This is a genomic window from Sorangium sp. So ce185 (assembly GCF_051526825.1).
Classification (GTDB): domain Bacteria; phylum Myxococcota_A; class Polyangia; order Polyangiales; family Polyangiaceae; genus Sorangium; species Sorangium cellulosum_D.
Map to the genome: position 1 here is coordinate 10647248 of NZ_CP150316.1, position 21116 is coordinate 10668363.

General features: G+C 64.2%; 18 protein-coding genes and 2 pseudogenes. 8 read left to right on the forward strand and 12 right to left on the reverse strand.

Features of this window, described 5'->3' with window-relative positions; translation table 11 throughout:
- Positions 1-459: 459 nt before the first annotated feature.
- The 3 genes from WMF26_RS39160 to WMF26_RS39170 all read right to left on the reverse strand — a co-directional run bounded on the left by WMF26_RS39160 (position 460) and on the right by WMF26_RS39170 (position 5642).
- A complete protein-coding gene (locus WMF26_RS39160) occupies positions 460-3903 on the reverse strand; it encodes a hypothetical protein (RefSeq protein ID WP_437996878.1) in 3444 nt (1147 codons plus the stop codon).
- Positions 3904-4371: 468 nt separating this feature from the next.
- On the reverse strand, positions 4372-4995 hold the full coding sequence (locus WMF26_RS39165) for a JAB domain-containing protein (RefSeq protein WP_437996879.1): 624 nt from the start codon (positions 4993-4995) through the stop codon (positions 4372-4374).
- Positions 4992-5642: an RNA polymerase sigma factor gene (locus WMF26_RS39170; RefSeq protein ID WP_437996880.1), complete on the reverse strand. Its 651-nt coding sequence runs from the start codon at positions 5640-5642 to the stop codon at positions 4992-4994. Before WMF26_RS39170 ends, WMF26_RS39165 begins: the two co-directional genes overlap by 4 nt.
- 161 nt (positions 5643-5803) lie before the next feature.
- Here WMF26_RS39170 and WMF26_RS39175 point away from each other — a divergent pair, with 161 nt between their 5' ends.
- Complete coding sequence (locus tag WMF26_RS39175) at positions 5804-6082, forward strand: helix-turn-helix domain-containing protein (protein ID WP_437996881.1); 279 nt, start codon at positions 5804-5806, stop codon at positions 6080-6082.
- A 365-nt stretch (positions 6083-6447) separates the two neighbouring features.
- On the opposite strand, the pseudogene WMF26_RS39180 reads toward WMF26_RS39175, so the two are convergent.
- Positions 6448-6677: pseudogene (locus WMF26_RS39180) on the reverse strand (tyrosine-type recombinase/integrase); the annotation flags it as partial.
- Positions 6678-6787: 110 nt separating this feature from the next.
- On the opposite strand from WMF26_RS39180, the gene WMF26_RS39185 reads away from it, so the two are divergent.
- From WMF26_RS39185 to WMF26_RS39215, 7 genes and pseudogenes are all read left to right on the forward strand, one after another.
- The gene (locus tag WMF26_RS39185; protein WP_437996882.1) at positions 6788-7675 is read left to right on the forward strand and encodes a hypothetical protein; all 888 of its coding nucleotides are present in this window, start codon (positions 6788-6790) and stop codon (positions 7673-7675) included.
- Between the two features lie 307 nt (positions 7676-7982).
- A complete protein-coding gene (locus WMF26_RS39190) occupies positions 7983-8495 on the forward strand; it encodes a hypothetical protein (protein WP_437996883.1) in 513 nt (170 codons plus the stop codon).
- Positions 8496-8897: 402 nt separating this feature from the next.
- Positions 8898-10469, forward strand: coding sequence for a GmrSD restriction endonuclease domain-containing protein (locus WMF26_RS39195; RefSeq protein WP_437996884.1), 1572 nt, complete (start codon positions 8898-8900; stop codon positions 10467-10469).
- A 63-nt stretch (positions 10470-10532) separates the two neighbouring features.
- The gene (locus WMF26_RS39200) at positions 10533-10931 is read left to right on the forward strand and encodes a GNAT family N-acetyltransferase (RefSeq protein ID WP_437996885.1); all 399 of its coding nucleotides are present in this window, start codon (positions 10533-10535) and stop codon (positions 10929-10931) included.
- A 78-nt stretch (positions 10932-11009) separates the two neighbouring features.
- On the forward strand, positions 11010-11303 hold the full coding sequence (locus WMF26_RS39205; protein WP_437996886.1) for a hypothetical protein: 294 nt from the start codon (positions 11010-11012) through the stop codon (positions 11301-11303).
- Positions 11304-11437: 134 nt separating this feature from the next.
- Positions 11438-12067 (forward strand): hypothetical protein, encoded by a 630-nt coding sequence (locus WMF26_RS39210; protein WP_437996887.1) that lies wholly within the window; start codon positions 11438-11440, stop codon positions 12065-12067.
- A gap of 608 nt (positions 12068-12675) precedes the next feature.
- Positions 12676-12885: pseudogene (locus WMF26_RS39215) on the forward strand (LysR substrate-binding domain-containing protein); the annotation flags it as partial.
- Between the two features lie 3 nt (positions 12886-12888).
- Here WMF26_RS39215 and WMF26_RS39220 read toward each other — a convergent pair.
- The 8 genes from WMF26_RS39220 to WMF26_RS39255 all read right to left on the reverse strand — a co-directional run bounded on the left by WMF26_RS39220 (position 12889) and on the right by WMF26_RS39255 (position 20916).
- Positions 12889-13497: a hypothetical protein gene (locus tag WMF26_RS39220; protein ID WP_437996888.1), complete on the reverse strand. Its 609-nt coding sequence runs from the start codon at positions 13495-13497 to the stop codon at positions 12889-12891.
- 218 nt (positions 13498-13715) lie between these two features.
- Positions 13716-14531, reverse strand: coding sequence for an ExeA family protein (locus tag WMF26_RS39225; RefSeq protein ID WP_437996889.1), 816 nt, complete (start codon positions 14529-14531; stop codon positions 13716-13718).
- A complete protein-coding gene (locus tag WMF26_RS39230) occupies positions 14528-15883 on the reverse strand; it encodes a DDE-type integrase/transposase/recombinase (protein ID WP_437996890.1) in 1356 nt (451 codons plus the stop codon). Before WMF26_RS39230 ends, WMF26_RS39225 begins: the two co-directional genes overlap by 4 nt.
- Before the next feature lie 119 nt (positions 15884-16002).
- Positions 16003-16626, reverse strand: coding sequence for a hypothetical protein (locus WMF26_RS39235; protein ID WP_437996891.1), 624 nt, complete (start codon positions 16624-16626; stop codon positions 16003-16005).
- Positions 16627-16950: 324 nt separating this feature from the next.
- Positions 16951-17958 (reverse strand): hypothetical protein, encoded by a 1008-nt coding sequence (locus WMF26_RS39240; RefSeq protein WP_437996892.1) that lies wholly within the window; start codon positions 17956-17958, stop codon positions 16951-16953.
- A gap of 116 nt (positions 17959-18074) precedes the next feature.
- Positions 18075-19157, reverse strand: a complete 1083-nt coding sequence (locus WMF26_RS39245) for a hypothetical protein (protein WP_437996893.1) — start codon at positions 19155-19157, stop codon at positions 18075-18077.
- 282 nt (positions 19158-19439) lie between these two features.
- A complete protein-coding gene (locus tag WMF26_RS39250; protein ID WP_437996894.1) occupies positions 19440-19673 on the reverse strand; it encodes a hypothetical protein in 234 nt (77 codons plus the stop codon).
- A 367-nt stretch (positions 19674-20040) separates the two neighbouring features.
- A complete protein-coding gene (locus WMF26_RS39255; RefSeq protein WP_437996895.1) occupies positions 20041-20916 on the reverse strand; it encodes a sigma-70 family RNA polymerase sigma factor in 876 nt (291 codons plus the stop codon).
- Positions 20917-21116: the final 200 nt, after the last annotated feature.

Here is a 21116-nt window from a genome sequence, read left to right on the forward strand (position 1 = left end):
ACCGTTCTGCGCCGCAAGGCGCCCGGTGACGCCGCATAACGTCTCGCGACGCGCCTCCCGGGCCAGACCAACGCCCGGACGGACACGTGTGCCCACGGCACGCCGATGCGCCCCTAGCGCGCTCGGCGCCGCCCGGACCACGCTCTTTCGGCCCAGGACCGAGCCATCACGACGCTCGCGGTCCCACCCTTTCGGTTTGCTGCGCACCACTTCTTCGCGCTGCGATCCGGCTTCTTTTACCTACGCGCTCACGCTCGACACCCTTCTGCTCTACATCGTAACGAACCTACGACGGCTACGCCCTGCATGAGATCATGCGCTGACAGCAGCGCGTGAACTCGGCATACTCGTCAGGATCGCGAGCGCGCTCGACGTGTCGTCCGGTGTTTTTCTCCGCAGCACCGCGCCGGAGGTCAAGCGAGATCGCCCGCCACAGGCAGGTGTGAGCGGCGGCTGATTTTAATTGAGCAGGCGGAGCTGATTTAGCAACGGGAGCGCATGTTCACGATCCGGCCAGGCACCGGCGTCGAGCAGTCGCTGGCACCCCGCTCTCATATCCTCCAGCAATTCGTCCCGCATCCTTGAATCGCGGAGCACACGCCTGGCGAGCGCGCACGCCTCCCTCTGAACTCTGGTACTGTCGGTGCGCATCGCTACGGCAAGCATCGTCGGAATCGCCAGACACGCACCATCAAAAGCTCCATTGTTTAACGATGCTCGCACGCAGCTCAAAAGCGCTTTTACGACAACCAAATCGGGACGGACACTGAGATCTTGCAGAGAGCGCCCTCCAAAAAGAAATGCCACGAGATCCTCGGAGCCGACGGTAGGACCATTGGCGCCGACCCAAATCAGCGCTAACATAAGCACCATCAGAAGGTGGCTTAGAAGATGGTCAACCATCGCGTCACGCCGCGACAGCAGAGACACGATCACCCTAGGAGCATCCAGAGAGCTTGCATTATTCATTAACCATTCCACTGCCGCACGAACGCTAACATCCTTGGGTACAATGTCACATTCCACCACCTTCACAATGAACATAGCAGACTGGTTCAAATCGCCGTTCGCCCGAAGCCAGGCAATGGCAGCTTCCTGCACCTTGTCAGCCAGTTCGTGCTCGGTGCTGCAGAGACTGAGAAGCTGGAGCACTAACCCTTGCGCGCTCGGCGCTCTCCCATGAACCTGCAGCCATCGCAGTGAACTGCATATTATGCGGTACTCCTGGTCCGGCTTCTGCTTCGGCATCTCCAGCGCCGCAGACAAGACAAAGACAGCGTCGAACGTATGCTCGTGCTGTTTTAACCAGGTCCAGGCGAGATCTGATACGCGGGGAACGTGGTCAGGATGTTCGTGGCCAAAATACAAAAGCGTCGCTAGAACATTCGCGGCTTCGTTTGTTTGCAAGTGTCTATCGAGCCACGCCAGTGCCATATCAATCAGATGTGACCAAGAGCATAAGCGCTGCTTACCCAGAGACACCAAAGCGCTAATTACATAGCTGGCATCATTGGTAGATCGATAGCGCTCAAGCCATTCCCATGCATAGGCGATCGCTGCATCAGCAATGTCCGCGCTAATATCCTCACGCTCGAGAAGCTTGGCCAGTACTGGTCCGGTCATCCGGGGCTCGGTGCATTGGGCACACCAAGCTAAGGCTTCGTTCCCGATGCGAGCACGGATGGCCGGCGGAAGCTCCGGGCGTTTGAGGAGACCCCATAGAACGAACGCTACGAACGAGAGTGATCGGTGCCTTTCATACCACGACCAGGCGATTTCAAAGAGTGGCTCGGGCAGGGGGGCTAAGTCCGTCCGATTCAGGAGCGCTAGTAGTACTGTCGAGACGTACTCGCTCTCTGGATGCTTCTGGATCCAGTCGTGTGCAATGCCAAGCAAGCGAACGGCATGCGGCTCCGGCAAGTCCTCGCGCTCGTACAAAGAGTAGAGCACCATCCATGCCATACTCGTGGTTCCATGGTGTTCCAGCCAGGGATCGATCACATCTGCCCAGGAACGGATAGCAGTATCTCCCCACAATGGACCGCTCACGACCGCCCACAATGCTGCGGAAGCTTCCGGCGTCGATCCCTTGCTGAGCGTCTGTCCAATGGTCGGCGCAACTTCCGTGAACCAACGCTGCGCATGTAGTCGCAGTTCCTCGGTGAATGAGCTGCCGCTGATCACGAGGCGTCCAAATGCAACTGTGACCTGCGTAAGCGCATGTAACGAAGTTGAACACGGCTGGAGCAATGCAGATAGAATATCCTCGCGAACGTGGTCTGTGGCGTCATGGAGCGCTTGGTCCAGCAAGCATTCCGTGACCACATCATGTGCGACATCGAGGCTCCCGCCCGTGTCGCGGATCCAGCGTAACTTCAGCAGCCCACGGATAATCTCCTTGGCACGCCGTTCCGGCACCATCTCCGAACGGTTCCGCGTCAATACATCTCGCACAAGTGCACAGAGAATTTCCTCCGATGCTGGACATAGGGCGAGCGCTGCTGCGGCTCCGAGGAGTGTAGGCTCTACATCGCTATCGCTGTCCCATAATGAACGGCGCACCGGCCGCAACTCGTCCTCTGCGAAGCGGCGACGCAGCCAATCGGTCAGGTCTCCTGGCCGGATCGCCGAGAGCTGCGCCATGTCAAGCGTTCCCGCTAAGATAATTCGCTCGAGTTCCTGAAGAATAAAGAGCGCAATAATCGGTCGATCCCCTGTGAGTTCACGTATCTTCTTGCTGCCAAGCGCTGCAGTGGCCTGGGGTGCAACGGCTTTCTCCATAGCCGTGCTTATATGTTGAGATTGATCGGGTGCTAGCTCCAGCTCCACAACATCGAAGAATGAAGCACGATCCGGGTCACGGTCCCGTTCCGTGGGTGCTGTACGTGCGGAGGCGAGGAACGCCACCCGCATCTGACGCGAACGTGCCTGAGGCAGAAGTTGATGCCGTAGTGAGACAACGTTTATGCTGATACGCTCAAGATAATCGCAAACAACCAGTGTGTCAGTTCCCCCGGCAAATATTTCTTGAGCTAGCTCAGATACCGAGATCTCGCTGCCGTTCGGAACAATGTGTAATACCCTCCAGCCGGATTTGTTTGCACGATCGGCGACCTCGATAAGAGTACGCGTCTTGCCAACACCTCCAGCTCCCGTGAGGATCACGCCACGGCTTACTTCTGCCTGCTTAATGACCAGCTGCACAAGTTGATCCGGGTGGGTTGGGCTTTCCGGATTCGGCGCAACAAACGGGAGGTCTACCAGGTATCGACGAAAATCCGCAAATGTTGCAACTTGCTCTGCGTGGGAGCGCAGCGATGTGAGGCCGACACCGAGCCAACGATCGGCCAGGCGATGGCATTTCGCCAGAATCGCTCGCAGGTCGTTCCAATCTACGACTACGACGCGCTGGATATCCGAGCGCCCCTCGATGCAAAGTTGATGAAAGAACTGTTTTATATGATTCTGAAGTTCGTGGTGCGCCTGCTGGTGCGGAAGCACGGCACTGGTAACGTAGACGTAACTCCGCGCGCTCGACCAGGGCTGATAAATGCCCGGCCAGCCCTCGGCTGCCTGCTGCGTCAGCTTCTGCGCTACCTTCTTCCAACCAGCCACGACATTATCGCGGACACGGGGTCGACTGTCGTCGTTGTCCTTGCACTCGACGATGATCGGCCCGGGGAGCTCCACGGGATCGAAGGGCAGACGCGCATTGTCTTTGATGAATGCGTCAATGCTGCCGTCTCGCCCCTTCGTCGGCATGACCCGTACCCACGGACCGAGCGTCTCTTGTAGAAGGTCCCCCACGAGCTGCTGGAACGCATCCTCGCGTTGCTGGAACTCGCCAGATCGGGGCCCGGTCCACGTACGATTGCTGAAGTTGAAGTGCTTAGGAAATTCCACGTTGCTCGGTGCAGCGCACCCGTCGCGCTACGGACAGTTACTGTACTGCAAGGGAGACTCGCCGCGGGTCGCCGCACGCTCGGCAACCTGTTCAGCGTTGACTAGCAGCAGCGCAAGCAGTGGGCCAGCGCTCGCCCTTCCTACTGTTCTTCACCTTGTCCGCTTACCTCGCAGCTGTGCAGGTGTTAGGGCGCCCTGTGGGGCCGCCTGTCGAAGTTCCCGGGTCGCGAGCGCGGTCTCCTTCTGCCGCTGGTGGAGCTCTTCGAGAGGGCGAGATGCCGGTGGCGGTGGCATCGCGCTGGGGTGTACGCGGGAGGCAAGACCGCTCCGCCCTCGAGTCTAACAGGAGCAGCACTCCCGTTGCTCGCCGGCCAATCATCACGACAAGCGCGAACGCGGCGGGACTGCCGGACTGCCGGCCAAGGACGCATGAGCTCGATGCGCAGGGGCGCTGCGCCCTGCGAGGGCCTACTCGTGGACGGCGGCGTAGCGGCCGCTGGGGGTGACGATGACGTGGGCGGTGAGCGGGACGTGCAGCTCCGAGCCGAGGTGGCGCAGCTCCAGGGTCATGTCTTCGTCCTCGCGGGTCGGCGTCGGGTCGCCGCTCGGGTGGTTGTGGGCCAGGACGAAGCTCTGGGCCGCCATGTCCAGCGCCGTGCGCAGCACGGTCGCGCGGTCGATGTACAGGACGTCAGCGCCACCGCGGGCGAGCAGGCGCGTCTCGCGGATGCGGCCGTGGCTGTCGAGCGCGGCGATCCAGAGCTCCTCGTGGACCAGGGAGGCGAGCCTCGGGCCGAAGTACCGCGCCACGCGGGCGGCGTCGGTCAGCAGCGCGCCCCGGCGCGCGCGGGCAGCGTGGTAGCGGCGGCCGAGCTCGAAGGCGGCGGCGAGACGGGTCGCGTCGAACAGCGCGATCTGGGTGCGCTCGGCCAGCGCCGCGGGCGAGAGGCGACCGAGCGAGGGGAGAGCGGCCGTGCCGAGCAGGCGCGGGCCGACGCCGGGCAGGCCGAGCACCATCTCGAGCAGGGCGGCCTCGGTCGCGGTCGGCAGCTCGGCCGCCGTCTCGGCGGGGGCGCGGCTCATCGGGCTCATCGGGGCCACCTCCGAGCGCGGGTGAGGGCGCGGGCGAAGAGGCGGCGCGCGAGGCGCAGGCGGGTGGCGACCGTGGGGCGCGGGAGCGAGAGGGAGGCGGCGATCTCGCGCGAGGAAAGGCCGGTGGCGGCGAGCGCCAGGATCTCGCGCAGCTCGGGGCGGAGACGGTGGAAGGCGCGGAGGAGGCCGCGGGCGACGAGGCGGGCCTCGGGAGAGGGGGCGGCGAAGGCGGCGAGGCGGTCCGGGTCGACCGCGGGGAGCTCGTGGCGGCGGTGGGCCTTGTCGCGGTAGTGCGAGGCCTGCCGCGAGGCGATGCCGGCGAGCCAGCGGCGGAGGGCGTCGGCGGGAGGAAGCGCGGGGGACGGGCGGAAGCGGCCGGCGCGCAGGCTGCGCCAGGCGCCGAGGAGGGTGTCCTGGGTGAGGTCGTCGAGATCGGCGGGGAGAACGCCGCGGGCGCGGAGGGTGCTGCGGATGAGCGGGCGCTGTTCGAGGAGCGCGGTGGGGTCGATGTAGACGGCGGGGTGCGGGGGCTGGTGAGGGGTCTTGGGCGGGCGGGCGAGCCGGCTGCGAGCAGCGGGGCGGGGGCGGCGGCGGGAGGACGGATCGATCTCTTGGCCCTGGTCAGGGCGTAGACGTACGGTTTCCATGTCGGACCTCGTTAACGCGGGGTTCGGCCACGCCTCCGGACGGTGCCAGCCGTCGCGGGGGCACTTTGTGCTTCTTCAGGGTACGTGCGAGGCGCGATCCGAGTCAAGGGAAGCCGTCATCCACGACCGTTTTTAAGCCTGTCCAGGCTCGGCCCGCGGCGATGGAACCCATCGAAACTGATACGGTTTTCCGGTACATCGCGGCGAACGTGCAGCGGCTTCGAGTCACGCGAGGGTTGACCCAAGACGAGCTGGCGGCAGCGGCGGACGTGAGCCTTACCCTTCTCCATCGCCTCGAACGCGCCAAGACCAACGTCAGCGTCGCGGCGCTTGTGGCGATCGCCAATGCCCTCGGCGTGACACCAGCAGCACTGTTCCGGCCGGCCGCGATGCCGGAGACGACGCGCGGGAGGCCGCGCAAGCGTCCCGCCAGCCCTTGACGGCCATCCCTCGCTGCCCGCAGTCGACCGCCTGCGGCTATCGCCGGTGCTCCTCGCCGTGACGCAGAACTGGCGCGTGCTTTGCGGAGACGCCGCACCGCGTAGCGGCGAACTCTACAGGCCGTAGCAACTTGAGGGCCCCAGCCGATGACTGGCCAGGCTGTTGCAGGGCCACTTCTTCGCTTCGGAGGGGTAGGGCATCGAGGGCGCGCTCGCGCCTTCGTCCGGCGTAGAGACCGCACGGTCCTGCGCTGGCCTCCTTGACAAGGTGGGGCAGCCGTCGGATACGCTAACTTCCCACGATGCGTGGGGGCGGCACGAGGGGGTGGGGTCGGGGTTCAAGGCGCTCCACGCGGAAGCAGCGGTCAGCGATCGAGAGAGCTGATCACGTTGAGAGGGCCGAGGTCGACGATGTGGGTGTAGAACATCGTGGTCCGCACATCCTTGTGGCCGAGCGATGTCTGAATCGTCCGGATGTAGGTGCCCGTCTCGAGCAGGTGGGTCGCGAAGCTGTGGCGGAGGGTATGGCATGTCGCGCGCTTCTTGAGCCCGCCGCGCGTCCAGCATTGGGCACGGCCCTTTGCACTACAGATTCATCTGCGAGAATACGGTGATGGGGTACCACGGTTCGCAGCCTACATGCGAAATCGTGAAGACATGTCGCGCAGCACAGCTGGTTGTGACGTTAGACTGACTGGGACAAGAATGGCATCGGATGAATCATCAAACCAGCAAGCTCGTGCAGGCTGGGTCCTGTCGTTTATTCAAGAACTGGTTGCGTCTCAGGATACTGAGGCGCCCTCGGATGACGCCGTCGCGCTTCGCGAGTGGCTCGCCAGCGTATCCACGCGAATTGACGACTGGGTAGAGAAGAACCGACCTGCGCTGCAGCGCCTCGGGCAAGACCTGTCCCGCGCCCTCGAGAAGCTTCCGGCGTGGGAGGCCAATCTTCAGACAAACAGGCTACTTGTGGAGCACGGCCTGGAAGTGCTCCGCAGGGAAGGGTACGGAAGCACCGGATACATTGTATCGATGCAGGATGCCCGTGACCTCGGTGTTCTGTCGGTTGAGGAGATCGAGGAACGCCTATATGAGCAAACTGTCGCTCCAGAGTTCGCGCAAGCTGTCCTCGATCTCTACCGATCCTTGGGTCTGCAACCCCAGCGCGCCGCACTGATCGGCGAAGGTATTGCTCTTCACCGCGAAGGCAGATTCGCTGGCGCAATACCATTGCTTATATCCCAGTTCGAGGGCATCGTAACCGACGCCTTGGATGCTCTGCCCTATCCGAGCGGCGTGACCGAAAAACCCGTGTCGTCCAACCCCCGGCAGCTACCCGGCTTGCACGCGAAAGTACAAGCAGCCGACAAAAAGGTCGCTGACACCACAGAGGTATTCAGTGATCTTCTGGGGGCAGTTCTCACGCCGTCTGATCCCAAAAGTACGATAACGAAGGCTCGCAACGGGATTCTCCACGGTAGCGATGTGTCGTTCGCCACACAGCGATGCTCAACACAGGTCTTGCTGTGGATGTTCGCGATTTTAACGGAGCTACGGTCGGTGCTTCCACTACGGAATGATGCAGCGGTCTAACTTTCGGTTTGCAGCAGACGTGGTGCTAGCTGACGCTCGCACCACGCAGCTCAAACCTGGTACGTTGGCCTGACGGAGAGCCCCCAGTCCTGACCTGTGCGGCTTCAATCCTTCAGCACCCCGGAAGAGGACAGTCTTGATGCTTCACGAGAGCGATTTGCCAAAAATTGTGGTTTCAGTTACGGAGCACGTAAACACTCCCCTACCTCTCCTGGGCTCGGGTTGTTTCTTTAGGCGAGGAGAGCGGGTCTTCCTTGTTACGGCAACTCACGTCATCGAGGATATGCCCAATGCACCGAGGCGAATCATGGTACCGAAGACGCCGGCCGCTGAAAGCGAGTTATGGACAATCGGAGGCGGCCTCCTGACTTCGACGCCGAAGGACAAGGAAGACGTTGCCGTATATCGACTGGAGAATTCCAGCATGATCTCGGACGTTCTAAACGGCGGATGGCGGGTACTGACAGATGACGACGTTGAAACCGGGCCACTATCGCACGCAGTCGTGTGCGGGTGGCCTCACGCGCGGCTCAGGCCGGTCGACGGGGGGCTTAGGGCGACGCTAATGTCGTACAACGTGCGCGCGATGGCGCCACCGGGCTACGTCGCGCCGGTGCGGCCGAGCGACATCTTCCTCTCCTGGCCCACGGACACCGACGAACCAGTTCCGAAGCTCGATGGCATCAGCGGCTCGCCAGTTTGGTCTCGGCGCGGCGACGAGTTGCGCCTGGTGGGGGTTCAGCACTCGGTCCGTCGCGACGAATATATTCGAGGGACACATTGGAGCATCGTCGATTATGTGATCAGCAACCGGATGTAGTCGGCGATTCAATCACGAGGAGCGCTAACAAGATAGACGGCGGTCAGGGCAATCCTTGGGCTCGAGCTGTACCCTGCGCATTAGCGGCACCTCCTTCGCGTTGCACTGTGAAGCTCACGGAGGCGGAGGGCGATCACAAGTACCGAACGCGCTACCGGACTGCAGCGGCGTTGACCTCCGCCGCCGTCCAGCACGATCACGTCGTTCAGCAGGCGTCGCTGCTTGACGCTCTATGCGCCTTTCCTGAGTCGGCCGAAGAGCTGCTGAACTGTGCTGTTGCATGGATCCCGGCTCCGGCCTGCGGCCCTACGCGACGCCAACCCAGCGCACCGCTCTTGATGCTTCCAGTTTTTGAACTAATGTGTAAGATTCCGACCAACCCGTGACACGAAGAGCGATCCTATGGACAGTCTCACAATCCGAGAGGTAATCGATACAGTTTTACGGGGGCAGATTCGCATTCCGGCCTTTCAGCGCGGATTTGTATGGGAACCCGACCGGGTGGCCTATCTGATGGATAGCATCTACAAGCAGTATCCTTTCGGCTCTCTGTTGTTTTGGAGGACGAAAGAGCAGCTCAAATCTGAGCGCGAGCTTGGTCCCTTCGATCTGCCGGCTCCGACCGCTGATTACCCCATTGACTATGTGCTCGACGGCCAGCAACGCATCACGTCGATCTTTGGCGTATTCCAGAACGAGCTGCCGATCGCCAGGCCCGAGCTCTGGCGGGACGTGTACTTCGACCTAGGTGCCACATCCAATGCGCAGGAAACGCAATTTTGCGCGCTTCTGCCGACCGAGGTCATTGAGGGTCGACATTTTCCGCTGAAGACCCTCTTCGATACTACTGCGTATCGAAAGGCGACGGCCGCGTTCGATGAGGTCACCGCGAAGCGCGTCGACGACATGCAATCAGTGTTTAAGGAAATGCGTGTTCCATTGCAGATGTTCCGAACGGAAGAAAAAGCTGCAGTCGCTATTATTTTCGAGCGCGTCAATCGCCAGGGTGTGCCCCTCGACACGCTTCAGCTTCTCTCGGCATGGACTTGGAGTGAGGAGTTCCAGCTGCAGTCTCAGTTTGAAGAACTCGCTGAACAGCTTGCACCATTTGGATTTAAGGACGTCGGAGTTGACGCGAACCTGCTGCTTCGGTGCTGTTCAGCTATTCTTCACGGTGATGCCTCTCCGGACTCGCTGATGAAGTTGAACGGAGGTCAGGTTCGACAGCGTTTCGTCGAGGTGACGAACGGTGTAAAGGGGGCGGTTGACTATCTGCGGACGAACTGTAACGTCCATGCTCTCGGCTATATTCCGTTTGCTGCTATCCTCGTTCCCCTCTCCGTCTTCTTTGCGGTCCCTGGGGACCAAGAGGTGAAGTACAGTGACGATCAACGCAGAACGATCGATAGGTGGTTTTGGCGTACCGCCTTCAGCAAGCGCTACGCGAACGCCGTGCTTCGGAATCTGAACACCGACATCGAAGAGATGAAGAAGCTTAAGGAGGGCAAGCCGAGTGCTCTCGGGGGCTTTGCCGTCTCGATCCAGGAGAGCTTTTTCATCGAGAACGGGTTCACTATGGGGACGGCGAATACAAACACATTTGTGCTTCTGCTGGCGAAGCAGTCCCCGCGCTCGTTCGTCTCTGGTGCTGCGATCGATCTGGGTGAGAAGCTCAGACGAAGCAATCGGGCTGAGTTCCACCACCTGATGCCCAAGGCATTCGTGGAGGCGTCAAAGCAGGCGAAGGCGGCCTCTCCGAACTGCCTGGCAAATTTTGCCTTCATCTCGCGCGCCGATAATCGACAACTCGGCGGCGAGGCACCCAGCGTCTATCGCGCGAAAATGCCCACCGATGTTGCACCCATCCTTGCTGGCGCGGTGTGTCCGCCGTCACTCTTTGCCGATAAATACGGACCCTTCATCGTGGAACGCGCCAAGCTGTTGCGCGCAGCTGCAGAGGATCTCTGCAAGTAGAATTTCAGGCCGCAGCGGCGAGCCGGTCGATGGGAGGGTCTTTCGGGGTGATGAGGCACTTCAATGCAGTTGGTACTACAGAAGGTCACGCAGAAAGAGATCCGATCGGAAGTATTGCGAGAGCGCTCCCGGATCGGAGGGGCTACGAAATTTACCGAGCTATTTGTCGCCCTTCTGGACAGCGAACAAGTTGGTCTCCTCTCCATCGACTTTCGGCCTAAATCGGAGCCGCTGGAGTTGTATGAGATATTCGTCACAAGAGAGTGCCGTCAGCACGGGGTAGGATCCTTTCTGCTCGAACAGGCGGAAGCGCTCGGCCGCGCCCGTGGCTACTCGAGCGTCATCCTGAAACCACATCCGCTCGATACTGACCAAGATAAGACATCGCTCGTTCGATGGTACAGAAAGCGTGGATATGCAATGCATAAGTCGATCGACGACATGATGGAGAAAATGTTGTGAAGAAGGACTTGCCGGACCAGAGATTGCCGATGCATCCAAGGTCCGGCTTTCCATGCGCAACGGAATGGGAGAAAGCATATGGCTGGCAAAAGGCGACATCCCACCGAGCGTGCCATCATCTACGGATGTGTTCTCGGTGGCTTAAGCAACGAGCGCATCAACGAACTCCTACGCGAGATCAACCGTAGACCGCTGCCGAAATCCAGTTGTGAGTCGATCCGGAAGCACTACGTGCCATACTTCGAGAAGGACATGCGCCGCTTGGGTGCGGCCATCGAGAGTCCTCCTGCGTACTCCGCGCTGAAGGTGGCGGGGGATAGTGGCGTCCCGGTAAATGCCGAACTCGATGCTGATCCCGCTGATGACGAGTAGGCAAGCGGCTACCAACGAGCTTTGGTACATGGCTGAGCGCCGAGCCTCGGTCCGATCGACACGTCGCCTCGCAGCAATCCCGCAAATCGATCGAAAATCTAGCGGGAAGTTCCAGACCGAAAAGGGAGGCAAGAATGAAGCGCGCGTGGGCCTTGGGCACAACGGCAATTCCGCAGGGAGTCGACGGGAAGTACTGTGTATGTGCAATCCAGGAGAACGGTGAAATCGAGTACGGGGCGATGTTGGTCCCCCAAAATGCAATTGTGCCCGTCGGCCAGCTTCTCGAAGCCGCTCCAGGAACAACGTGGGCAGCAACGACCAAGAACGATCTACAGGGGCTGCTTCGCGTCGCCGCAACTCGTGCCCGGGAGTGGAATTTGGTGAAGTTGCGCGATGCGCAGCATCACGCGACTGGGTGGCATTCCCCTGATATCTATTTCGATGCATCCGTCAGTTGGTATGTCTCGACCACTCCTAAATCGCCCGCCTGTACCATGTCAGAGTACAGCCAAATGAAGTGCTGGACTAGCATTGTTCTGCTTAGGTTTGGGCTTCGGCGTTTAGATAAATTTACAAATGGCGAAGCGGAGATATACTACCGGCCGATCGATCGTGACGACGGCGACTGGACGGTGAAATATGATGGTTCAGATGACGCCCCGTCCGTCATCTACGAAGGAGCAATGCTCGGTGTATTCGTTTCGCCGCATAGAAGAAGCGAGTACTCCTACTTGAAGATCGGAAGTGTTCTACAAGCACGATAGTGACGCCCAAACGGCGCAGCGGCGCGGGACGCCGGGGGCGACCCCCTTGATGTCGCCAGGGATCGGGGACACTTCGCCTGCCGCACAGGGATCGAGCATGCGGGAGACGGTGAGCTGCGCGGCGTTGTTGCTCTTGGCCGCGGTTTCTTCGGTCTATTACGGCGGCACGGTCGGTCGTCCACCACAGCCCGCGGAACGTGCAGTTCTCCTCCATCACGGACGGCGCCACCGCGGCCACGGGCGCGAGCCTCGGGAAGCTCAACCTCAGTCTCGTCGAGGCGAGCGAGGTCCGCGTCGAGACCACGTACCGGCGCAGGTCGACCGGACAAGGTCATGCCCCTCCGCCGCCCGTCGGCCGCTTTCCGCGCGCGCTTCCGGGGCGTGACGCCGCATAGCGTCTCGCGACGCGCCTCCCGGGCCAGACCAACGCCCGGACGGACACGTGTGCCCACGGCACGCCGATGCGCCCCTAGCGCGCTCGGCGCCGCCCGGACCACGCTCTTTCGACACAGGACCGAGCCATCACGACGCTCGCGGTCCCACCCTTTCGGTTTGCTGCGCACCACTTCTTCGCGCTGCGATCCGGCTTCTTTGACCTACGCGCTCCGCTCCTCGCGGCGTGCCTCGCAGGCCAAGGGATCGCGCAGGTGATCGAGCTCTACGTGCGCGAGCACCTGGCCGACGGACGGCTGGTTCAAGTGCTCCCGGAGTGGGCCGAGGAGACGTATCCCCTCTACGCGTACCATCACTCCGCGCAGCTCATGTCGGTCAAGGTCCGCGCGTTCCTGGAGTTCGTCGTCGCGCTGACACGCGCGTAGCGTTCAGTGCGTCGTCGCGCCGCCGAGCGTGGGGACCGCCTCGTCGCTCTCCACCGCGAGCGCGGCCGAGGTCGTCGGCGTGGAGCACGTGTTCCCGTCCGCGTGCGCCGCGAGGAAATCCTCGAGCACGCCCTCGCGGTGCGGGAGGAAGAAATCGGTGAGCGCCGTCGAGAGCTCCCCGTCCTCCTTGACATGGACGAACCGGAGCGCCGTATCCTCCACGGGCCACGTCACGTTGTTGCCGAGCGAGTCGCCGGCGCTCAGCTGGTAGCACCCGGCGCACGACTGGGTGGTGGCGCGGTTAACCACGTCCGCGGGGGTGAAGACGCTGTCCCGCCCGAGGCGCACGAGCTCGGCCTGGATCCGGTCGCGCAGATCGAGGTTGAACTCCGACAGCAGCTGATTCAGGTAGTCGTTGCTGTCGTCGACGGTGCTCTGGCCCGCGTTGTAGAGGGCCTCCCTCGAGTTCTTGAGCTGGATGTCGTTGATGTCGCCGCTGAGGGTCGTGAGCTTGTCGACCGACTCGAGGAAGTCGTCCATGAACCACGTGTAGCGGAAGTCGCTCTGGTCGAAGTTCGTGCCGAACAGCTCGCCGAAGGGGTTCTCCTTCACCGTGACCGGCTGTTGACGCTCAGGCTGGCTGATAGCTCGTCGAGCAGGCTCCTTGATGGCCATCGCGAGCGTGCGCGGTCGAGGTCAAGGACAGCGATGGCCATCCCGCAGGCATGCGCCGTTGGCGGCCTCGTGATGGCCATCGTCGCTTGACCGCCGGCGTCATCGCCGGCGCCGGCGACGACGCCGGCGCCGAGGACCCGTCATCACGGCCAGCGTCAGCTGCCGTCTGTCCCCAGGTCGCCGACGATGTGGGACATCACCTCGCGCTCGACGAGCTTCTTCTTGCGCCGCGCCGCCTCGCGCAGCGCGGCGGTGGCCATGCGGTCGATCTCGCGCAGGCTCGAGCCGGCCGCCTCGTGCAGCAGGAGGAGTGCATCGGCGGTGAAGACCTCGCGGTCGGCGCCGGCGCGGCTCATCCGTAGCCGCACGTACTGGCCGGTATCGTCGGGGACCATTGGACCAATTGACAGACGCCGCTCGATCCGCGAGTACAGCGAGCGATTCTTGCGCAGCTCGAGCCGATCTTGGAGGTCAGGGAGCCCTACCAGGATCAGCGACAGCAAGGCACGACTGTCCCATTCGTAGTTGAGCAGGATGTGGAGATGATCAAGCGTGTCCTGGTGGAGCAGGTGCGCTTCGTCCAGCAGAAAGACCGGGTGGATACGCTCGCGGCCGAGTGTCTCGACATGCGCGCTGACGGCATAGAAGACGGCCGCCGCGGTCGCAGCGGGGTTGAGGCCGAGCGCATGGCAGAGCTGACGATAGAAGTCGCGACGGCCCAGCGTGGCGTTGTGGCAGTAGGTCAACCGGAAGCCTGCCTGCGGCAACCGATGACGCACCGCCCGCAGCACACACGTCTTGCCGGCCCCGGGCTCACCGACCAGCAGCACCTGGGCGTGCTCGTGCACGGCCTCGCATACTTCGTCGACCAGCTGCTCCTTGGAGGGCGGCAGCCACAATTCGCCGTCCTGGATCTCCTTGGAGAAGGGCGCGGCCGACAGGGTGAAGAAGCGGACATACGACTCGCTCACGCTGCACCTCCGGCCTCGCTCGTGTCCTCACCTCCGCCCGCCCGGCGGCCGAGCGTCCGCGCGGGGTTGAAGTCCACCGGGCCCGTCGGCTTGTCCGCCGCAGGGCCACCGCACGGAGGCCGCTTGCGCCGCGCGTTGCGCTGCGGGTCGACCGGATGCAGCACAAGGCGCTTGCCCTCGTGCTCGACCCACGGCGGCTCGTCCGGCGCGATGAAGCACCGGGCGACAGAGACGATCTGGCCAGCGAGGTAGCCCTGGTCGAGCTGCCAGGCGTTGCCGTCGACCGAGACGATGTTGTCGCCCGAGACACGGCGCCGGGTACGCTCGGTGAGCGCGCTGCGTAGCGCCTTCTCGTCGACGGCGCTGTCTCCGGCGGGGCGGGCTGCGTAGACCTGCGCCGGGCTCTTGCCGAGCAGGCCCGCATGCGGCGCCGGGTGGTAGCGCCTGTCGAGGAAGGCGCGGAGCGTCGTGTTGATGTCGACGAGCGAGGCCACGGCGCCGAGGTAGTTGAGGCACCCTTCGCGTAGCGTGCGCCAGAAGCGCTCCATCTTGCCGCGCGCCTCAGGGTCGTAGGGCTTTGCGTGCAGGAGCGTGATGCCGAGCCGCGCGCACGCGGTCTTGAGGATGTCGCCGCGGTAGGTCGAGCCGTTGTCGAGATAGAGCGCGTCGGGCTTGCCGTGACGGCGCAGGGCGTCGACGGTCATGCCGAGCATGTCGACCTCTTTCTCGGTGGTGTGCGCCTCGAGCGCGACGACGTAGCGAGAGGCGTCGTCGAGCAGCCCGTGGATGCGGATCGGCATCGCTTTGCCGCCGACGGTGCAGCCGGTCACGTGACAGACGTCACCGTGCCAGAGCGCGCCGGGGCGCTCGGCTTGCCAGCGCAGCCTTGTCTTCGGCTCGCCCTCGGCGCGCGCGGCGCGGCGGCGAAGTCCGTGCGCCGCGTACAGGCGCCGGACGGTGGGCTCGGAGACCTTGCCCGCTTCGAGGCGCCCCTCGTCCACGAGCGTCTTGAGGATGAGCGGCACCGAGGCGTCGGGATGCTCGCGCCGGATATCGAGCAGCAGCGCGCGCAACTCCTCAGGGAGCTGTTGCGCGAAGCCTCGATCGCTGCGTGGCTGCGGACGCAGGCCGTCGAGGCCAGCTGCGCGATAGGCGTACAGCCAGCGCTGGAGCGTGGGCACCGAGTAGGTGCGCGTGCTGTGCGCGCCCGGCGGTCGAAACCGCTGCTCGCTGAGCGTGCGCAGCTCGGCGGCGAGCTGGCCGTGGGTGAGCACGCGGTGCATCAGAGGGCCGATGACCGTGGCGCGATAGATCGCCACGGTCTCGGCGTGGTCGGCGGGGCCGAGAGTCATTGGAACAGGTCCTTTCTGCGCCTTGCTGGCGCGCGGTCCTTGTCCGGGATCGGCGGCGTTTTCGGCAGCGATCCTCTCAGGTGGGCTGTACGATTCCGACTCCGAAAGGGCAGAGCCCCTCACGCCGCGTGCGCGGCACCGAGGAAGGCGCGGTGCTCAATCGGCAACGCTCGAGTTGTTGGGTCCGCGCTCGCTGCGAGCGAGGCCGCCGCGGTCGCCGCGCTCTTTCGGAGCGACGCCGACGGCCCTTGGTCGGGGGCTTGAGCAAACAGACGTCGCTGCGCGACCTCGCGCGCCCACCGGCGCAGCGTGGCCCAGCCGGTGACGGCGCTCTCGCCGAGGATCCTCGCCGGGCCGACGCGCCGCCGGACCTCGATCGCCGTCGCGAGCGCGAGGCCCCAGAGCGCGAGGGCGAAGCCGATCGCGGCGGCGCTGTAGATGCGCCGGCCCAGCACTCCGCGAGGAACGACGAGGAGCACGGCGCTGCAACCGAGGCAGCGGTAGCGGCGGGCGGCCACCGAGATCACCTCGGGGGGCTGGTCCGGGCTGGCAGGGCCCCAGACCTGTCGCTCGCGCCTGCCGTGGCCTTGGAGCTGGATCGCGCCCCCGAGCGGACAACTCGCGGCGCCGCAGGCGGGGCAGCGAGCGGGGCGCGCTTCGACGACTGTGGGGGGTTGCTGCTGCCAACGCTTGATGTCGATGGCGCTCTGGATAACACTGTGACCGCTTCGATTCCTGGGCAAGAGAACCGGAGCACGACGAGGAGGCTGTCCGCCAAGATCAGGTCACCTCGTCGCCTATTTTGTGGCCGGCACCGCGCCGCTGCTCCGCTCCGCTGGTGGACCTACCCCGTCGTGACGCGGGCGTGGGAGCAACGATGGGTGGGAATTCCCGATCCGTGATCGGAAAGGGTGCAGCCACGCGCCGGCTGCTTCTCTGGTGAGAATTATTGGTAGATAACCGGAATGCTCGGGGCCGTGGCTCCGTGGACGTCCTCCGCCCTCGTTGCCTACACGGAGCGAGCCCCCACCATGATGGCCATCTTCGCGGTGCAGAACTCCTCACCATCACGCAGCATGCTCGGTGCGACGGGCTGGAGCATCAACGAGACTGGGCGGCAATACCGGCTTGAAGGTGAGCCGAGCCCCGCCGTTCGGCCCGTCGGAGGTCTTCGCGATCTTGAACTCACGGAGCTGCCAGATCTGGCCGAGCTGGGCCTGCCCGGGGCCGCCGGGGGGGCCCATGAACTGGTTGGTGCGGATCTGGCCCGTGCCGCGGCCTAAGTTGTCCGGGTGGAGCACCGGACCGAAGCCGGCGTCGAGCAGGCCGACGGTGAAGAACGTCTCGAGCTCGTTGGCGCGCTCGGCCGCGTCCAGGGTCGAGAGGCGCGCCCAGAACTCGGCCACCGGGAGGCATGCGGCGAGGCCGCATTCGGGGTGGGGGTTCGGGAGCTGGGCCTCGAAGATGAACAGGTTGCGGTCGGCGATGCCGGCCGTCTTCTTGGCGTAGACGATCCGGTACTCGCCGCAGTGCGAACCGTCCAGCGGCGCCAGATCGAAGCGGTTCACGACCGCGATCGGCTCCACGAAGTCCGGCGAATCCTGGTCGAACGGATCGCTCGTGGCGAGGCGGCCCTCCCACCGGGGGCACGAGATCGGGTAGCCGTTGAGCGCGGGAAGACCTTCGCTGTTGGTCTGGTCGTCGCAATGGATGGCGTCGGGGAACTGAGCTCCAACGGACTTGTTGAAGAAGTCCCACCAGCGCCGGTAGAGATCGAGGGCTGTCTGTTCATCGAAGGTCCCCGCCCTCATGATGAGCTGATTGAGGACGAACTCGAGCGGGAACCGGGTCATGGCTTGCGGGTCGGTGACCTTCGTGAGGATCAGCGATCGCAGCGGCTCGATATCCAGCGGGGCCGACAGCGCCTGCCGGCGCTCCGCGGCGCGCTCCTCGGCGTCGATGCCGGCGACCTCGCCGGGCGCGCCCGCGTCGCCGCACGCGGCCAGAGAGGCGGACGCCGCGGCGCACATGACCGCCGCGGCAAACGGGAACCTGGAGGAATAACGAAGGTGCATGAACACTCCTGTGGAGTAGGGTGGACCGGGGTCGATAGCGGGATTCATACAACGTCGCTCGCGCCGAGCTCGGCCACCGCCGGGGCATGCGCGAGCGCATGCCCCGGCGTATCGCTTCACCGATTGTAGTAAGGATTGTAGTCGCAGAAGCAAACTGACCATTCATTCGCCGGGGTGGTCCACCAGGACCCCGTCCAGCTCGACGCGGTCCAGGGGACGTCCCTCCAGATGTCGCACACCTGCGGGCACACCTGCGTCGCGTGATGCTGGTCCCAGATCGGCCCAGCTTTCTTCTGGACGGCGCCGTCGGCGGGTATCTTGATCTGAGCCGAGGTATACCCAGGGGCATTCGAGGCCTCGTTCAGGTGACCTGCCTTGAACTCGCACGTCGTGCCGAAGTGAACAAAGGAGCTGCAGCCAGCGTCGCGCAGGCAGGAGAGCGCGCACCCCTCGAGGTCGAGCCCGCGCTGGGTCTTCCAGGGCTCTCCGGCGAAGCGCTGCCCCTGGCCGACGTAGAACAGATCAGATGGAGTCTCTTCGAAATAGGCACTGTTCGCAGCGCTGAACAGGTAGGGGTAGTCGCGGTGGTTCAGCCGGTTGTGCGGGTAGTAGCCGCCATTGCATATGATGCTTTTCGTAGGCCATTGCGAATCGCAGTCCTCGGTATCCGGCATGCCGAACGTATGCCCGAGCTCGTGGCCGATGCTTCCGATTTTGCGCAGGTCCCCCTGCTCGGCTCCATCGATGATCCCCTTGGGCATGACGGCTGCGCCGAAGTTGGCGGCCGCGCCGTTGTTGTTCACGCTCGAGATGTCGGCCTCCAGGAAGATGATGTACTTGTGGTTGGCGTCCCAGTTGCAGGCGTCAGGGTACACGTCCCTGGCCGCGTGGCAGGCGTTTCCGAGCCAGTACCACTCTGCGAAGGCGCCGTGAAAGCCGTCGGGGTTGGTCAGGAACCAGTTCACGTCATGATGGCTTCGAACCGTCACGACGTCGTCCGTGGTCATCGTGGCGCCGTAGTTGTGCCATGTCTGACGGTTGTGCTCGACGGCGTTCGCGACGAGAGCGGCGCGGTCACTTCGCTGCGCGTCGCTCGGCACGACGTAGAGGACACGAACAGTCTTTGTGCTCGCTTGGGCGCTCGCCGTGGCGGCGAGAAGCGTGGCTCCGAACATGGCGAAGGCGAATGTATTTCTCATGGTGTCTCCTTTACGAGGCGTGTGATCTCGCACGATGTGAGGGCTCGCGTGGCCAGATCCCTCCCCTCGGGAGGAGGACCGGGGCCCACATCGCTCTGCCCACTTGAAGGTCACTGCGACGTGGACGGAGTCTCAAAAATAGTTTGGCGAGGGCATGGCTACCCCGACGGCCGCAAACGTCCTTCGCGCGCGCGGGGCTAGCTTTTGTCTCCCGAGACAAGGCGGCACCCACGTGCGCTACGCGAAGCGCAGCCCTCGCGCCGTACGTTTGCGAAAGGAGCTCTATGCGCGGAGGAGCGAGGCGACGCTCACGTCGAGCCGGCCCTGGATCAGCCTGGCCAGGCTCGCGTACTGCGACTCGGTGAGACCGAGCTTGGCGACGAGCTCTGCGCGCGTGAACTCGCGCAGCGCCTCGCGCGCGCCCGCAAGCCAACGCGCCGCCGTGGCTCGCCCGACCTGGTAATGCGCGCCAAGGACGTCGATGCTCAGGCCGTCGCCCCGCGGCGTCCGAGCCATCTGCCCCTCTCGGATCGCCCGGGGGCGCGCACGCGAGGGGCGCCGACGCGAGGAGGGCGGCGGTGGCGAGGAAAGCGGCGAGGCGAGGGCGAGGAGGGATTGGCGGCGCGCCCCTCGGTCGGCTGCGAGGAGGACGCGGCGTGCGGGGGATCGCGTCCTTTTTGATCCTTTTCGGGTGCAATTTTCTCGTCACGCTCTATCGGCGACGTGCGACGTGCGACGTGCGACGTCGCCGAACGGTCCACGGCGTTTCGCCGTGGTGCCAGGCCCTTCCTTCGCCAGGAGGGCCGGGGGCTCACACCCGCGTGCCTACCGGGAAGTCACCGTGAGGCGGACGAAGTCTCAAAAATAGTCTGGCGAGGTGTGCCTACTCGCGGAGGAGCGAGGCGACGCTCACGTCGAGCCGGCCCCGGATCAACCTGGCCAGGCTCGCGTACTGCGACTCGGTGAGGCCGAGCTTGGCGACGAGCTCCGCGCGCGTGCCCTCGCGCAGCGCCTCGCGCGCGGCCGCAAGCCAGCGCGCCGCCGTGGCGCGCCCGACCTGGTAATGCGCGCCCAGGACGTCGATGCTCAGGCCGTCGAGCAGGTGGAGGCGAAGCAGCGCGCGTTGCTTCGGCGAGAGGCGCCCCATCGCGACGCGCACGGCCTCTTCGAACTCGGCCTTGTAGCGCGCCTCGAGGTAGGCGGCCTCCACGTCGACGGAGGCGGCGATCTCCCGCGCCTCGTCGAGCGGGGTGCTCGCCATGTCCGCCTTGCGCCGCCGCAGGTTGATCGCGGTGCGTACCGCGATCACGCGCAGGAAAGTCCGGAGCGGCGCGCGCCCCGCGTACCCGGCAATCTTCGGCGTGGCCGAGGGCGGCGCGCTGAAGAGGCCCTCGAGGACCACCTGCCGGAGGTCGTCGGCGAAGGCGGGCGACGGCTCGACGCGGGCCGCCGCGCGCGCGATCACCCCGGAGAACTCCCGCTCGAACGCGGCGTGCGCACCCGGTACCCCGAGGACGCAGGCGCACGCCAGGTAGACGTCCGCCGCGAGCGACGGAGGCGGCAGCGCGCCGCCCGCGGCCGAGCAACGCTCGCCGAGGTAGCGCGCCAGCGCGGTCGCCTCGACGGCGATGGCCGGGAAGGCCGCCTGCCCCGCCTCGAAGAGCGCCGCGATCGTCGCGCCGGGATCGGCCTCGGGCATCACCCCGCCCCCGCCGAGGCCCGCCGCGAACGCAGAGGAGAGACCGCTCGCTTGATCCACCTGCGGAGAATGGCTGATGTCGGCGCGCCGTCAAGAAGGCGTGCCGCCTGACAGTCCCGCTCCGTGTGGTAAGAGTCGGGCACCATCGAGCCGACGTCGGACTGCCCCACGGACAACCAGCTCGCAGAGTACGCCGCGTATCCGTCAGGTTTCGAGGCGATCGCGCACCACATCGACGGATGTGCGGTTTGCCGCGTCAT